Genomic DNA, 13,934 nt, shown 5'->3' on the forward strand with positions numbered 1-13,934 from the left:
CCCCGGCGCTGTCTTGTTTTCCGCCAGTGCTTTCTCCCGGCTCGGCCCGAGCGCTTCTAGCTCTCCAGGTAATTCCTGTAGAGATTCCACGAGCGGTTGAGATGCTGATACATGGTCTCCCTTGCCGCTTCCTCATCGCGGGACAGGATGGCTTCGAGGATATAGCCATGTTCCTCCTTGACCCGCCCGATGTAGCGCTCCGCAGCGGCCCGGTTGATGTCGACTGCCAGCAGCTTGGCACGCGGGATCATGCTCTGGCTGAGTTGAGCGTAGAGTTGCAGGAAAAAGGGATTCTTGGCGGCTTTGAAGATGGCGTAGTGGAACTCGTAATCCTCCACGCGTGCCTGGGATTTCTCGGCATGCGCCTTGATGAATGCGGCATGCTTGGCTTCCAGGTTGCGGCGGTCCTCCTCGTCGTACCGCAAGGCGGCCAGCTCCGCTGCCGCCGGCTCCAGCGACAGCCGGAGCTCGAGCACATGCAGGATGTCCTCGATCGTGGTGGGGCTGATCCTCTCGGCCGGGCGAGCTTCGATGGCGGTGGCCCGCAGTACCGTCGTGCCGACTCCCCTCCGCGTCTCCACCAGACCCAGGGACTTCAGGTGGGTTACCGCCTCGCGAATCACTGTGCGGCTGACACCGAACGAGTCGCATAGGCGAGCCTCGGTCGGCAGCTTGTCGCCGACCTTTATTTCCCCTTTCAGAATCAGTGCTTCCAGCTTATCGGCGACGTGAGTCGGGAGGCTTCCCTGCTTCGAGACCTTCTGAACGTTCAGATCCGAAATATCGATTGTCATATGGCTACCCTGAGCAATGGACTCCTCTTTTCTTCATCCCTTTTACTTCATACTACGCCAGCTTGAGCGCCAGCATGAGTCGAGCGTATCGTTCGCCGAATAATTAGTCATACATCATATTATTTTCTGCACCACCATGCCACGCCCCTCGAGGCGAACGGATAACATCTCACTCATCTTCTTGAAGGAGCCCCCATGTTCAGCCAGCGCGCCCTTGCCTATCTCAACGAAGTGATTCGGCAGGGCTCGCTGCGCCGAGCTGCCGCCCGGCTCGGCGTGGACGCTTCGGCCATCAGTCGTCAGCTCAAAGCACTGGAGGAAGACCTCGGCGTCAGGCTGTGCGAGCGCCACGGGGGCGGCATGCGCCCCACCGAGGCGGGACGCCTGCTGGTCAAGCATTTCCATGCCCAGCGCTCCGCCCAAGAAGCCGTGCTGTCGCAGTTGATGGCCATCCAGGGCCTGGCCCGCGGCGAGGTCCGCATTGCCGTGGGCGAAGGCTTCATCGCCGATCTGATTACGGCGCCGCTCGGGGCCTTCATGTCCGCCTTCGCCGGGATCGACGTGGAGATCCGTATGGCCGGCGTCAACGAGGCGATGTCGCTGCTCAAGGACATGGAGGTCGACCTGGCGCTGCTCTATGCGCCACCCGTCGACCCCCTGATCCTTGCTCATGTGGAAACCCGCCAGCCGCTGGACTTGATCGTGCCGCCGGGTCACGCCTTGGCCGAATTGACCCGGCCGGTTCGCCTGCGTGACCTGGAAGGGGCGCCGCTGGCACTGATGGACAACCCCTTCGGCATGCGCCAGATGGTCAACATGGTGGCCCATCAGGAGCGCGTGCATCTCGACGCCCGCCTGCACACCAATTCCGTGGCGGTGCTGAAGAATTTCGTGCGCTCCGGCATCGGCGTGACCTTTATGCCCGAGCTGACCGTAAGCGACGAGATCCAGCGCGGCGAGATTCTTGCCCTGCCCATGGCCTATCCGATCATGAACGGCGCCAGGGCACAGATCGTCAGCCTCGAGGGCCGCGAGCTCACCGTGGCGGCCAAGGCCTGCGTCGAACACCTGCACCAGGGCATGCGATTCTTTCGGGGCGATGCGCCGAGGCTGGCCCGGAACCAGCACGCGTTGCCTTAAAGGCAACACTTGCGGTATTGCATAGTCAACGCCTCAATTTCTAGTCTGCTAATGGAATGCCTCGCTTCAGGGCGAAGCAGTGGCCTTTGCCCCGAACAACAACACAAGGAGAACAACCATGAACCGCATCTTTCCCTCTGCGCTCAAGGGATTTGCCTCCGTCGGCCTTGTGGCTGGTGCCTTGGTGGCTGGCTCCACCCAGGCGGCCGCGGCCACCAGCATCAATCTCAGCTACAACGGCGCCCCCGACCCGGACAAAAATGCCGTTCACGTCTTCGCTACCAACCTCAAGGAGTTGGTCGAGGAAAAGACGGACGGCGAACTCGTGCTCGAACTCTATCCCAACAGCATGCTCGGCGAGGAAGAGGATCGCATGGAGCAGACCATGAACACGCCGACCCTCAACGTGGCCTCGTTCGCCGGCGTGTCGCCCCTGGTCGAAGAGATTTTCGTCAGCGCCATTCCCTTCCTGTTCGCGGATTTCGAGGCGGCACGCACCTTCTTCGACGAGGGCGAGTACTGGAACGAGGTCGAAGCCGCCCTGCGCGAGCGGGCCGGGGTCGAGATGCTGGCCGTGGTGGAGGAGGGTGGCTTCCTCGCCTTTACCAACAACCAGAAGCCGATCACCCATCCCGACGACTTCGAGGGCCTGCGCTTCCGCGCCATGGACCCGAGTCAGGTGGCGCTCTACGAGTCCTTCGGCGCCTCGGGCACGCCGATTCCCTGGACGGAAGTCTACATGGCCCTGCGCACCGGCGTCGCCGACGGCCAGATGAACCCGCCGATGTACATCATCCTGGGCAGCCTCTACGAGGTGCAGGACTATCTCACCCTGGCCAACATCCAGTATTCCAATCAGTTCCTGGTGGGCAACGCCGAGATGATGGAGGGTTGGGACGATGTCACCCGCGAGGCCTTCCTCGACGCCGTGGCCGAGGCCAACCGCAACGCCCGCGAGCACAACGAGGCGAAGGTGGAGGAGCGCATCGCCTTCCTCGAAGAGCAGGGCATGGAAGTGATTCGCCCCTCCGAGGACGATATCGCCGCCTTCCGTAACGTGGGCCAGCCGGCCTACCTGGAGTGGCTGCGCGAGCGTGGCATCGACCAGCGCTGGGTCGACCTGGCGCTGGAGGATGCCGGCATGACCGAGCTGCTCGACTGAACCCACCCTGCAATGTCGCGAGGGCCACCCGGCCCTCGCCGTGACGGCCGGAGTTTCCATGCCTTCGCTTCGCCAACGCGTGCTGGCCGTGAGCCGGACACTCACACTGACGCTTGCGGCCACGCTGCTGCTGATCAACCTGGCGGCCATTCTCTACGGCGTCTTCATGCGCTACCTGGCCGGTGGGGCGCCGATCTGGACCGATGAACTCGCACGCTTCCTGATCATCGCCACGGTGATGCTCGCCGCCGGTGCCGTGTGGATCGAGGGAGGGCATATGCGCGTGGCGCTGATCGAGAGTCTGCTGCCGCGCGGCCTGGCGCGCGCACTCAACGTCTATCAATGGCTGTTGACGCTGATCCTGGCCCTGGGCGGCGCCTGGTTCAGCCACCGCTATGCCCTGTCGGTGGGCATGTTCACCACCTCGGGGCTCGGCGTCAGCCGCACGGTACCGCTGATGTCGTTACCGCTGGGCTTCGCCCTGCTCGCCTGGCATGCCCTGTGGTACGGACCGGCACCGCTGCCGACGATCACCGAGGAGGCCGCATGATCCTCACCATGCTGGCGGTTTTCCTCGCCCATGTGCTGCTCGGCCTGCCGCTGTTCCTCGCCCTGCTCACCACCGCCGTGGTCGGCTTTCTGTTCGTCGACCCGGGAATGATCCCACGCATGCTGCCGCAGCAGTTCTTCGGCGGTATCAACGTCTTCTCGCTGATGGCCATTCCGCTGTTCATCATGGCAGGCAACCTGATGAACGCCAGCGGACTCACCGAGCGGCTGATGGGCCTGGCACGCCTGCTGGTCGGTCACCTGCGCGGCGGCCTGGGCCACGTCAACGTGGTTTCCAGCGTATTCTTCGCCGGGGTCAACGGTTCCGCCGTGGCCGATACCTCGGCGCTGGGCTCGCTGCTGGTGCCGGCCATGCAGAAGGAGGGCTACACGCGCGCCTTCGCCGCCGGGCTCACTGCCGGCAGCTCGCTGATCGGGCCAATCATCCCGCCCAGCATCTTCATGATCCTGTATGCCTCGCTGACCAACACCTCGGTAGGCGATCTGTTCCTCGCCGGCGTGATACCGGGGCTGCTGCTGGGCCTCGCCTTCATGGGCATGAACGCCTGGCATGCCTGGCGCCACGGGTTGCCCAAGCGCGGCGGCCTGCCGCGGCTCGGCGAGCTGGGCCTCGCGGCCCTGACCGCCCTTCCCGCCTTGATCGCCCCATTCATCATCGTCGCGGGCATCGTGCTCGGCTTCGTCACGCCGACCGAGTCCGGCGCGCTGACGGCGCTCTATGTCGCCCTGTGCGGTATTCTGCTCGGCGGGCTGCGCCTGCAAGATTTTTGGCGGGCACTGCTGGACACCGCCCGGCTCACCTCGGCGATCTTCTTGATCATGGCGGCCTCGGCCACCATCAGCTGGCTGCTCTCCTACGCCCAGGTGCCGGCCCAGTTCGTTTCGCTGCTCTCGCCCTACATCGACAACGCCGTGCTGATCCTGCTGCTGCTCAGCGCCATCACCTTCGTGACCGGCATGTTCATGGAGGAGGTGTCGGCGCTGATGCTGCTGACGCCGATCTTCGCCCCGGTGGCGATGATGGCGGGCATCGACCCGGTGCACCTGGGAGTCGTCATCACGCTCAACATCACCATCGCCCTGATCACGCCGCCCATGGGCGCCTGCGTGTTCGTCGCCGCCGCCGTCAGCCGCATCGAGATCACCGCGCTGTTCCGCACCATCTGGCCTTTCGTGCTGACGGCGATCGGCGTACTGCTCCTGCTGATTCTCTTTCCGCAGCTGACGCTCTGGCTGCCCGCTGCCATTGGATAGCTTTCATGCCCCGCCATAGCTTGCCTGAACCCGAGGCCGTACCCAGCCTGCCGTTTCCCGGCTGGGAGTCGGTCAGCCGACTGCCGATACGCGACAATGGTGAACGCCTGGTGCCCATGAGCCTGGCACCGCCGCCGCTCAAGGTGTTTCCCGCCTATGCCCGGCTGGGCATACCCGGTGCGGTGCCGGAGTGCTTCGTACGCGAGGGGGTCTACAAGGCGCTGCTCGCCGCGGCCCGGGCGCTGCCCAAGGGCCTCGGCCTGGTGGTGCTCGACGGTTGGCGCCCCTGGCGGGTGCAACAATACCTGTTCGACACGCTGCACGAGGCGATCCACTTGCACCACCCGGATCTTGGCGAGGAGCAATTGCTCGAGCGTACCCGCGAGTTCGTCTCGCTGCCGAGCCGCGACCCGACCGCGCCGAGTCCGCACCTCACCGGCGGCGCCGTGGACGTCACCCTGTGCGATGCCGACGGCCTGCCGCTGGACATGGGCACGCTGTTCGACGAGGCGCTGCCCGCCTCGCACAGCGACCACTTCGAACGACTGGCGTCGCTCAGCCTGACGCAGCGCAGCGCGCGGGACAATCGCCGGCTGCTGCATAGCGTGATGACCAGGCAGGGCTTCACCAACCTGCCCAGCGAGTGGTGGCACTACGACCTGGGCGATCAGCTGTGGGCCCACTACGGCGGCCACGCTGAGGCCTTCTATGGCCCCGCCGAGCTGGACACCATCGAGAATCGCTGGCGCAGACAGCTGGGCTGAGTGCGGCAACGAAAAAGCCCCACGGCATGAAAACCGTGGGGCTTCGAATGGGTGACACACCAGTTCAGATGCCTGCGCTAGCGTTCACAGCGTTACGGGTAGCTCATGCGCAGCAAGGTAAAAGGCGCTTCACAGGCGTGTCGCTCATCGCGTTCGTCAATGCTTCCCAACCCCAGGTGACGATCATTGTCGTAGGCGACCAACATGCGCTCGTGATCCAGAACCGCCAGGCCTTCCGCCTTATGCTCGAACTCCAGCGGCGAGCCATCCGCTGCAGTAACCAGTCTCGGGAGCCGGCCGGCGCGTAGATCGTCGAGACTCATCACCCAAAGGTAACCGCCGATACAAGGCTTGCCGTTCTGCTCCGTCTCGAAACTGGTCAGCAAGTAGAGCCGGGCATGGTAGGGATCGTACTCCAGGCTGGACAAGCCGCATTCGAACCTCACCCCCTCATGATGCCCGGGATCAAACGCATAGAACTCGCGCATCTCGTCGATGAAGACGAGGTTGCCCGTCTGGCTGATCTCGTAGTGCGCTCCCACCAGCCGGCTGACATAGCTGAAGTCGTCGTGCGTCTTACCCTGCTCACGCAGGCCGAAGAGCAACAGGCCATCTCCGCGCTCGCCCGGTATCGCCGCCAGCCCTTCGATCTTGTAGTACGGAAAGCCGATCGCCGCGTCGAGCTTGTTGCGCAGCTCCAGCGATCCCTCCACGCCGTCACGCGGATCCGGATCAACGGCCTGCACCTTATCCGGCTCGCCCAGCGGCCATATCAGCAGATGGTTGTAGGCATTGAGGTCGTGGCTGGCGTCATCGATGCGGTCGAACCCGGTGGTCGCCAGAACATGGCGGCTGTCGGCGGTGAGGGCAAAGTCTTCGTACTTGACTGCCTGCTTGATCAGCGGCGTTGTGAAGTATTCCAGCTGTGTATCGTCCGGCCCCTCCGGGGTCATGGGCAGGGCGAATACCGCTGAACGATCCTCGCCTGGGATCGGCTTGTCGCTGGCCAAGATCAGGCGCTTGCCGTCGTATACCACGGCGGAGACCTCGGCATTGACCGGTTTGCCCACATCATCGTGGAGGCCGACGGGAAAGCAGCGGATGGTGCCTTGTTGCAGAATGCTGGCGCTCGGCATGGCAGGCCTCTCCTCGGTGTGCTCGATCCAGCTTAGCCTGTCCCCGAGCCATGGGTCGAATCCGCAAGATGCCGTTGCCACTGCCGAGCGGACAGTGCCCACCACCTGCTAGACTGGGTTAGCCTTACGATCACTACGAAAGGAAGGAAATATATGCCAACCAAGGCAGAACGGGACGTTGAAAAGGGCTACTCAAAAGCCGAGTTCGTCGCGAAGCTACGCCGCCTGGCAGATACCATCGAGAGTGGCGGGCGCTTCGATATCCAGATAGCCGGTGAACGAATCTATGTGCCGGCACGTGCAGAGTTCACCATCGAACACGAGCGTTCGGATGACGAAGAGGAAATAGAGTTTCAGATCAAATGGAAGAGGGAATAAATTCTTGGCGCGCCCGGCAGGATTCGAACCTGCGACCTTTGGCTTCGGAGGCCAACACTCTATCCAACTGAGCTACGGGCGCTTATGCAAGATGGCGCAGGGAACCTTGTTGGTCCCGCACGCCGGCAGCGTGTTGCCACCGAGAAACGGCCAACATCGTAACCGTCAGCGCCCGCGCTGTCCAGCCTGGCAGCCTTCCCGCCAAGCTCAGCGGCCAGAGTCGAAGATACGGTACGCCTGCGGCACCTCACCGACCGTCTCGGCGTCGCGTGCAGCATCCGCCAGGTAGCGCTCGAGCGCCTCGGCCCGGCGGGTCGCATCGGCTTCGAGCGCATAGCGCACCTCGGCCCGTGCACGCGCCACCTCGCCGGCCAATTCGGCTTCCATGGCACCACGAAAGCGATGCTCTTCAGCCTTGAGCATTGCGTATTCCGTACCGGCGAAGCCGGCCAGGGCTACTGCCGTGGCGGTGGCACCAGCCAGCAGCGCTGCAGGGCCGGTCGGGGAGGTGGCCACGGAGGCCGCTGCTCCACTGCCGAGTGAGCGCGTCGCATGACCGCCCAGGCGCGCCACGATCCGCCCCGCCACGGCTTTCGACCCTTGCATCGCCGCACCCGCCATGAGGCGATGGGCAAGCGCCCGGCTGATAGTGAGGCCAAGAGCGCCCCCTGCGGCAGCCGTTCCCCAACGCATCTCGTCCCTGCGGTCCTGGAAGGCGTGCTGCAATGCCAGGTCGAGATCGATCTCGTGTATTTCCTGTGACCCAGTGGCGCTCGCCTGCCGCTCGCCGTAGCGAGCATGGAGCGTCAGGGCGATCCCCTGCCCCAACCGCCGCTGGGCCTGCTCGAGACGCGTGGCGTAATCGGCTTCGAGCTCTTCCAGTGCAGCCTCGAAACCGCTGCGCTCGATCAATCGCTCGGTCAGTTGCGCCTGCAGCCACTCGTCCAGCCCACCCGACAGCGCCATCGCCAGTCGCATGTAGCTGCCTCGCAGTGAGAAATGCCAATCGAGGTACTCCGGCACCGCAGCATCGAGCGGGGCGAAGGTAGTGTCCAAACGCGCATCGAGCCAGAGCTGCATCTCTTGGCGCAACCGCAGGTCCAGGCCGGCGGCGAGTTCGCCCAGTTCCCGCCCCAGGTCGGCATGGGTCTCGGCGTCTAGGGTAAGCGTTTCACCGTCGATCACGACCCGGAAAAGCGGTGCCTCGCTGCGCGACTGCAGCAGGTAATAGGCCAGGGCGAGGCCCAGCAGCAGCAGCGTCGCCAGCAACGGGCCCAGGATCCAGGCTATTACCGGCAAGCGCCATATGGTGCCGACGCGTGTCGTCATGCGGATCCCTCCCGTCCGTTCTCGGGCCACTGCGTCAGCCAATCGCGCAGGGCGTCGACGCCCACCAGCAGCCTGACACACGCCCAGGCGAAGGCGCTCTGGGACAGCAACAGTACCAGCCAGCCGATCAGCACCATCCATTCATCGATCCCGGTTCGGGTCGCGGCATTCTGCATCGCCCAGTACTGCGACAGTTCCAAGGCCTGGGCAAGGCGCTCGAAGAAGCCGAGCAACGAGCCTCCCGCTGCGGTGGAGACGTGCCGCACCAGGGCCTCCTCCCAGGCTAGTCCGATCAGATAGGGTTGTGGCAACCACAGCGCCAAAAGCATCAGCAGCAGCGCCAGCAGGCCACCGACGGGCCAGACCAACAGGCGGCGGGTGAGTGACGGGATGTAGGCGGCGACCACGTGCCGCGCCATGCGCCGGCGCAGGGAGGCCTGCAACCATCCCAGCGCCAGCGCTGCCAGCAGCAGTGCCGGCCAGGCAACCGGCGAGAGCAGGCGGAGCTGCACCAGCAACAGCAGCGCCAGCAGAAGGCCAAGCAGTTGATGGCTCAGAATCATGATCAGCCCGCCTCGTAACCGGCGGTGCCAGGGCGAAGACTCACGCAGGTACTGGCCCAACCAGGCACTGCGCCGCAGCCGCGAGGCCTCGAAGCTGCCGGCGAAGATCAACTGACCGGCGACCGACCAGGCCGGCAGCAACAGCATGCCGGCCAGCCCCGGCGTCAACCGAGACCACGCCAGCAGCCCGACGACTGCCAGCACGACGTGCCCATGCCGATACAAGATGCCGCGCCAGGCGGCGTAACGCCGCTCGCTCATGGCCCCCTCATGCGAGTGGCGGGTCAACGCTACGCCCGCCGCTGCCGCCCGCAGTATTCACGTCCCCTCGATCATCTCGCCAACCTTCTCCAGGATATGCCGGCCGATGGGCAGCGCAGAGGTGGCTGCCGGAGACGGAGCGTTACAGACGTTGACTGTGCGCCGGGTATTGACGAACAGGAAGTCGTCGATCAGCCGGCCGTCGCGGGAGACGGCCTGGGCGCGAACGCCGGCGGGCCACGGCTCGAGATCGTCCAGCGTCAGGCTGGGGCAGTACTTGCGCACCTCTTCCAGGTAGCCGCGACGCCACAGAGAATTCTTCATTTCTTGCAGACCGGGCCGCAGGTTGCGTCCCAGCACCTTGAGAATACCGGGATTGCTGAACATGCGTGCCATGTCGAGCAGTGAAGCGTCGCCCTTGCGATACCCCTCGCGCTTGAACGCCAGCACCGCGTTGGGCCCAACGGTCACCGAACCGTCGATCATGCGCGTCAGGTGCACCCCCAGGAACGGCATGGAAGGGTCGGGGATGGGATAGATGAGGTGCTTGACGATACTGCTGAGCCGGTCGGGCAAGCGGTAATACTCGCCACGGAACGGACAGATGGAGAAGCCGGGGTTTCGCCCCAGCAGGCGCACGACGCGATCCGCCATCAGCCCCGAACAGGTCACCAGGTAGCGACTGTGGAATTCGCCTTGGGACGTATCGACGAGGACCTCCCCGGTACGCTCGGCTATCCCGGTAACCATGTGGTCATAGCGGATCTGGCCACCACGACGCTGGAACTCCTCGGCCATCGCCTCGGCCACCCGGGCATAGCTGACGATACCGCTGGAGGGCACGAAGATGGCACCGAGACCGGTGATATGGGGTTCGCGCTCCTTCAGCTCCCCGGCAGAAAGCCACTCCCTCTCCAGCCCGTTGGCAGCGGTGCGCTCCCACAGCGCTTCCATTCGCTGCACCTCCTGCGGGTTGGTCGCCACCAGCAGCTTGCCGCAGACCTCGTAAGGAATGGCATGGCGATCGCAGAATTCCTTGGTAGCGCGATTGCCCTCGAGACAGAAGCGCGCCTTGAGGCTGCCCGGCGTATAGTAGACACCGGCATGAATCACGCCGCTGTTATGGCCGCTCTGGTGCTGCGCGGGGCCGCTCTCCTTCTCCAGCAGCAGCATTTTCTTGTCGGGATAGCGCTCGATGAGTTGCATCGCGGTGGAAAGGCCGAGAATGCCGCCACCAAGAATGATGAAATCGTACACGCAGGCCTCGCGTCGCCAGTGGGAACACATCGAAGTTGGCTACCACGATACTCGCCGACCGCTGCGCTGACCAGCCGCCTCGAGCCGCTACGCCGACTCATGTCAATGACGTGGGTAACGGCGTTTTCCAGCGGTTTGCTATATCGGTATACTAGCGCCCATTGTGTGTATCACGGCGCTCCGGCTGTCGCGTGCCGTCGTCGCCAAACAGATTACGATTACAGGACCGTCGAGAGGTGGTGAGAGTGAAATCCAGCAAGCTGATCATGGGGTGTCTGGCCACCCTGGGCCTGGTCGCGGGCACCGCGTCCGTTCAGGCCGAAGTGGACCGCGATGCCATTGCCGAGCGCCTGAAGCCGGTGGGCGAACTCTGCCTGCAGGGCGATGAGTGTGGCACGGCAGCAGCCGCAAGCGATTCGGGTGGCGGTGGCGAAGGCGCCGATGGCGAAGGCATCTACAGCCAGGTCTGCATGGCTTGCCATGAAACCGGCGCCGCCGGTGCGCCGGTACGCGGCCAGGAAGACGCCTGGGCCGACCGCGTCGACAAAGGCTGGGACACGCTGCTGGATCATGCCATCAACGGCTTCAACGCCATGCCGGCCCGCGGCGGCAACCCCAACCTCTCCGACGAGGAAGTCGCCGCCGCCACCGCGCACCTGGTGGATCCGGTAATGGACGTGCCGGAGCTGGGCGGCGATGAAGAAGCCGCCGGTGGCGACGAGGCCGCATCCGATGAACAGGCCGCCGGCGATGACGAAGCCGCTGCCGAAGAACAAGCGACCGGCGAAGAGGCCGACGCGACCGAGGCCGTGACCGAAGAAGGCGCCATCGAAGAAGGCGCCGAAGCCGCCGCCGTGGCGACCGAGGACGCCCCCGCAGACGAAGAGGCCGTCGAGGAAGCTTCCGCCGACGAGCAAGCGGCAGGCGACGAGCCGGCCCATGCCGGGATAGACGGCGAGGCGATCTACAACCAGGCCTGCATGGCCTGCCACATGACCGGTGCCGCCGGTGCCCCACGCCGCGGCGAAGCCGGCGAGTGGGAAGGGCGTATCGATCAGGACATCGAGACGTTGTACGACCATGCCATCAACGGCGTCGGTGCCATGCCGCCCAAGGGCGGCAACATGGGGCTCTCCGACGACGAGGTGCGTGCCGCCGTGGACTTCCTGGTCGAGCCCGTCAAGTAACCTGCAGCGCAGGTCTGGAACCAACGACGGGGCGCTTCTGGCGCCCCGTCGTCGTTCATGTCTTCCCCCGCCACCCGTCGGGATTCAACCCAGCAGCGAACGCAGCCCGGCAATGGCGTCCTGCCCCCGCGCCTGTTTCTTGTCCGGATCCTCCTTGTCGGCGCGGCCTTCCCACTCCAGGTCGTCCGGCGGCAACTCGTCGAGGAAGCGGCTCGGCGTGCAGTCCATCAGCTCGCCGAAGGCCTTGCGCTGGCGCGCCAAGGTCAGGGTCAGGGTCTGGCGTGCGCGGGTGATGCCGACATAGGCCAGGCGGCGCTCCTCCTCCACCGTCCCCGCCTCGATGGCGTTGCGGTGGGGCAGGAGTTCCTCCTCGAGGCCCATCAGGTAGACGTGGGGGAACTCCAGTCCCTTGGAGGCGTGCATGGTCAGCAACTGCACCTTGTCAGTGTCGTCCTCCTCGGCCTGCTGTTCGAGGATGTCGCGCAGCACCAGCCGCGAGATGGCCGCCTCCACGTCGTCGGTTTCGGCGGCGTCTTCCGCCTCGATCTCCTCGGGGTCGCGCCTCATCGACTTCTCGAGCTGATCGATCAGCGTCCACACGTTGGCCATGCGCCGCTCGGCGATGGTGGGCGCGCTGGCGTTCTGGTAGAGCCACGCCTCGTAGTCCATCTCGTGCAGCATACCGCGTATCGCCGCCAGCGAATCACCTTCGTCCATGCGCCGGCGCACGCCGTCGATGAAGTGAGTGAAACGCCCTAGCCGCTCCACCGCCCGCGCCGGCAGCTGCTGCTCCAGGCCCAGCTCATGGCAGGCGTCGAACAGCGAGGCACCGCGTTCGGTGGCGTAGTTGGCCAGCTTCTCCAGGGTTCCGGGGCCGATCTCGCGGCGCGGCACGTTGACGATGCGCAGGAAGGCGTTGTCGTCGGCCGGATTGATCAACAGGCGCAGGTAGGCCATGGCGTCCTTGATCTCGTTGCGCGAGAAGAACGACGTACCACCGGAGAGCTTGTAGGGAATCTGGTAGTGCTGCAGCTTGAGCTCCAGCAGGCGGGCCTGGAAGTTGCCGCGGTAGAGCACGGCGAAGTCGCGCCACTCGGCGCGCTCCTTGATGCGTCGGGTGAGGATCTCGCTGGCCACCCGCTCGGCCTCGGCCTCCTCATGGCGATTGACCACCACGCGGATCGGCGCGCCCTGCCCCATCTCCGACCACAGGGTCTTGTCGTAGACGTGCGGGTTGTTGGCGATCAGGGTGTTAGCGGCGCGCAGGATGGTGCCGGTGGAGCGGTAGTTCTGCTCCAGCTTGACCACGTTGAGGCGCGGGAAGTCCTCGCCCAGGGTCACCAGGTTCTCGGGCCGCGCCCCACGCCAGGCATAGATCGACTGGTCGTCGTCGCCCACCACGGTAAAGGTCTTGCGCTCCGCCATCAGCAGCTTGACCAGCAGGTACTGCGAGACGTTGGTGTCCTGGTACTCGTCGACCAGCATGTAGTGGATCTTGCGCCGCCAGCGTGCCAGCACCTCGGGGTTGTCCTTGAGCAGCACCACCGGCAGCAGGATCAGGTCGTCGAAGTCCACCGCGTTGTAGGCCTTGAGGTGGCGCACGTAGGCCTCGTAGACCCGCGCGGCATACTGTTCGTCTTCGTCAACGGCGTGGGACAGCGCCTGGCCCGGCAGCACCAGGTCGTTCTTCCACTCCGAGATCTGGTGCTGCACGGCGTTGATCTGCTCGGCGTCGACCTGGGCGTCCTTGTTCATCAGATCGCGCAGCAGCGCCTTGGCGTCCTCGGGGTCGAACAGCGAGAAACCCGGCTTGTAGCCCAGCGCCTTGAGCTCGCCGCGAATGATATTGAGTCCCAGGGTGTGAAAGGTCGAGACGGTCAGCCCGTGGCCCTCCTTGCCCTTGAGCATCTGCCCCACCCGCTCCTTCATCTCGCGGGCGGCCTTGTTGGTGAAGGTAACGGCGGCGATGCGGCGTGCGCTCATGCCGCAAACCTGCACCAGGTAGGCGATCTTGGTAGTGATCACGCTGGTCTTGCCCGAACCGGCGCCGGCCAGCACCAGGCAGGGGCCGTCGATGTAGCGCACGGCTTCCTGCTGGCGCGGATTGAGCTTGGCGAGGCGTTGCTGAATGCTCATGGG

13 protein-coding genes and 1 tRNA gene are annotated in these 13,934 nt (G+C 64.8%); 7 read left to right on the forward strand and 7 right to left on the reverse strand.

All coding sequences use genetic code 11. From position 1 onward, the window contains the following. Nucleotides 1-56: 56 nt before the first annotated feature. Nucleotides 57-794 carry a FadR/GntR family transcriptional regulator gene (locus tag HBJ55_RS07725; protein WP_167112758.1) on the reverse strand — a complete coding sequence of 246 codons (738 nt, stop codon included), beginning with the start codon at nucleotides 792-794 and terminating at the stop codon, nucleotides 57-59. A 195-nt stretch (nucleotides 795-989) separates the two neighbouring features. On the opposite strand from HBJ55_RS07725, the gene HBJ55_RS07730 reads away from it, so the two are divergent. From HBJ55_RS07730 to HBJ55_RS07750, 5 genes are all read left to right on the forward strand, one after another. Beyond that, nucleotides 990-1,934, forward strand: coding sequence for a LysR family transcriptional regulator (locus HBJ55_RS07730; protein WP_167112760.1), 945 nt, complete (start codon nucleotides 990-992; stop codon nucleotides 1,932-1,934). Nucleotides 1,935-2,052: 118 nt separating this feature from the next. Beyond that, nucleotides 2,053-3,096, forward strand: coding sequence for a TRAP transporter substrate-binding protein DctP (gene dctP / locus HBJ55_RS07735; protein WP_167112762.1), 1,044 nt, complete (start codon nucleotides 2,053-2,055; stop codon nucleotides 3,094-3,096). Nucleotides 3,097-3,154: 58 nt separating this feature from the next. Further along, complete coding sequence (locus tag HBJ55_RS07740; protein ID WP_167112764.1) at nucleotides 3,155-3,646, forward strand: TRAP transporter small permease; 492 nt, start codon at nucleotides 3,155-3,157, stop codon at nucleotides 3,644-3,646. Then, nucleotides 3,643-4,920: a TRAP transporter large permease gene (locus tag HBJ55_RS07745; RefSeq protein WP_167112766.1), complete on the forward strand. Its 1,278-nt coding sequence runs from the start codon at nucleotides 3,643-3,645 to the stop codon at nucleotides 4,918-4,920. The genes HBJ55_RS07740 and HBJ55_RS07745 overlap by 4 nt, the downstream gene beginning before the upstream one ends. Before the next feature lie 5 nt (nucleotides 4,921-4,925). Beyond that, complete coding sequence (locus HBJ55_RS07750; RefSeq protein ID WP_206022350.1) at nucleotides 4,926-5,684, forward strand: M15 family metallopeptidase; 759 nt, start codon at nucleotides 4,926-4,928, stop codon at nucleotides 5,682-5,684. 92 nt (nucleotides 5,685-5,776) lie between these two features. Here HBJ55_RS07750 and HBJ55_RS07755 read toward each other — a convergent pair whose 3' ends face one another. After that, entirely contained in the window at nucleotides 5,777-6,820 is a 1,044-nt protein-coding gene (locus HBJ55_RS07755) for a hypothetical protein (RefSeq protein ID WP_167112768.1), read from the reverse strand. 153 nt (nucleotides 6,821-6,973) lie between these two features. Here HBJ55_RS07755 and HBJ55_RS07760 point away from each other — a divergent pair, with 153 nt between their 5' ends. Further along, nucleotides 6,974-7,198 carry an amphi-Trp domain-containing protein gene (locus tag HBJ55_RS07760; RefSeq protein ID WP_167112770.1) on the forward strand — a complete coding sequence of 75 codons (225 nt, stop codon included), beginning with the start codon at nucleotides 6,974-6,976 and terminating at the stop codon, nucleotides 7,196-7,198. A gap of 5 nt (nucleotides 7,199-7,203) precedes the next feature. Here the strand turns inward: HBJ55_RS07760 and HBJ55_RS07765 are convergent. From HBJ55_RS07765 to lhgO, 4 genes are all read right to left on the reverse strand, one after another. Then, nucleotides 7,204-7,280, reverse strand: a tRNA-Arg gene (locus HBJ55_RS07765). A 125-nt stretch (nucleotides 7,281-7,405) separates the two neighbouring features. Next, nucleotides 7,406-8,527 (reverse strand): hypothetical protein, encoded by a 1,122-nt coding sequence (locus HBJ55_RS07770; protein ID WP_167112772.1) that lies wholly within the window; start codon nucleotides 8,525-8,527, stop codon nucleotides 7,406-7,408. Further along, on the reverse strand, nucleotides 8,524-9,351 hold the full coding sequence (locus tag HBJ55_RS07775; RefSeq protein WP_167112774.1) for a hypothetical protein: 828 nt from the start codon (nucleotides 9,349-9,351) through the stop codon (nucleotides 8,524-8,526). Before HBJ55_RS07775 ends, HBJ55_RS07770 begins: the two co-directional genes overlap by 4 nt. Before the next feature lie 57 nt (nucleotides 9,352-9,408). Beyond that, nucleotides 9,409-10,608: an L-2-hydroxyglutarate oxidase gene (lhgO, locus tag HBJ55_RS07780; protein WP_167112776.1), complete on the reverse strand. Its 1,200-nt coding sequence runs from the start codon at nucleotides 10,606-10,608 to the stop codon at nucleotides 9,409-9,411. A gap of 245 nt (nucleotides 10,609-10,853) precedes the next feature. Here lhgO and HBJ55_RS07785 point away from each other — a divergent pair, with 245 nt between their 5' ends. Continuing rightward, the gene (locus tag HBJ55_RS07785) at nucleotides 10,854-11,795 is read left to right on the forward strand and encodes a c-type cytochrome (protein WP_338071979.1); all 942 of its coding nucleotides are present in this window, start codon (nucleotides 10,854-10,856) and stop codon (nucleotides 11,793-11,795) included. A gap of 84 nt (nucleotides 11,796-11,879) precedes the next feature. On the opposite strand, the gene rep is transcribed toward HBJ55_RS07785, so the two are convergent. Beyond that, nucleotides 11,880-13,931, reverse strand: coding sequence for a DNA helicase Rep (gene rep / locus HBJ55_RS07790; protein WP_167112778.1), 2,052 nt, complete (start codon nucleotides 13,929-13,931; stop codon nucleotides 11,880-11,882). Between the last annotated feature and the right edge of the window lie 3 nt (nucleotides 13,932-13,934).

Origin of the sequence: Billgrantia bachuensis (assembly GCF_011742165.1) — a bacterium.
In the GTDB taxonomy this organism is placed as follows: domain Bacteria; phylum Pseudomonadota; class Gammaproteobacteria; order Pseudomonadales; family Halomonadaceae; genus Halomonas; species Halomonas bachuensis.

Excerpts from the sequence above, each read along its gene's own strand:
- HBJ55_RS07725 (WP_167112758.1), bottom strand. The coding sequence starts at position 794 with ATGACAATCGATATTTCGGATCTGAACGTTCAGAAGGTCTCGAAGCAG.
- HBJ55_RS07730 (WP_167112760.1), top strand. The coding sequence starts at position 990 with ATGTTCAGCCAGCGCGCCCTTGCCTATCTCAACGAAGTGATTCGGCAG.
- dctP (WP_167112762.1), top strand. The coding sequence starts at position 2,053 with ATGAACCGCATCTTTCCCTCTGCGCTCAAGGGATTTGCCTCCGTCGGC.
- HBJ55_RS07740 (WP_167112764.1), top strand. The coding sequence starts at position 3,155 with ATGCCTTCGCTTCGCCAACGCGTGCTGGCCGTGAGCCGGACACTCACA.
- HBJ55_RS07745 (WP_167112766.1), top strand. The coding sequence starts at position 3,643 with ATGATCCTCACCATGCTGGCGGTTTTCCTCGCCCATGTGCTGCTCGGC.
- HBJ55_RS07750 (WP_206022350.1), top strand. The coding sequence starts at position 4,926 with ATGCCCCGCCATAGCTTGCCTGAACCCGAGGCCGTACCCAGCCTGCCG.
- HBJ55_RS07755 (WP_167112768.1), bottom strand. The coding sequence starts at position 6,820 with ATGCCGAGCGCCAGCATTCTGCAACAAGGCACCATCCGCTGCTTTCCC.
- HBJ55_RS07760 (WP_167112770.1), top strand. The coding sequence starts at position 6,974 with ATGCCAACCAAGGCAGAACGGGACGTTGAAAAGGGCTACTCAAAAGCC.
- HBJ55_RS07770 (WP_167112772.1), bottom strand. The coding sequence starts at position 8,527 with ATGACGACACGCGTCGGCACCATATGGCGCTTGCCGGTAATAGCCTGG.
- HBJ55_RS07775 (WP_167112774.1), bottom strand. The coding sequence starts at position 9,351 with ATGAGCGAGCGGCGTTACGCCGCCTGGCGCGGCATCTTGTATCGGCAT.
- rep (WP_167112778.1), bottom strand. The coding sequence starts at position 13,931 with ATGAGCATTCAGCAACGCCTCGCCAAGCTCAATCCGCGCCAGCAGGAA.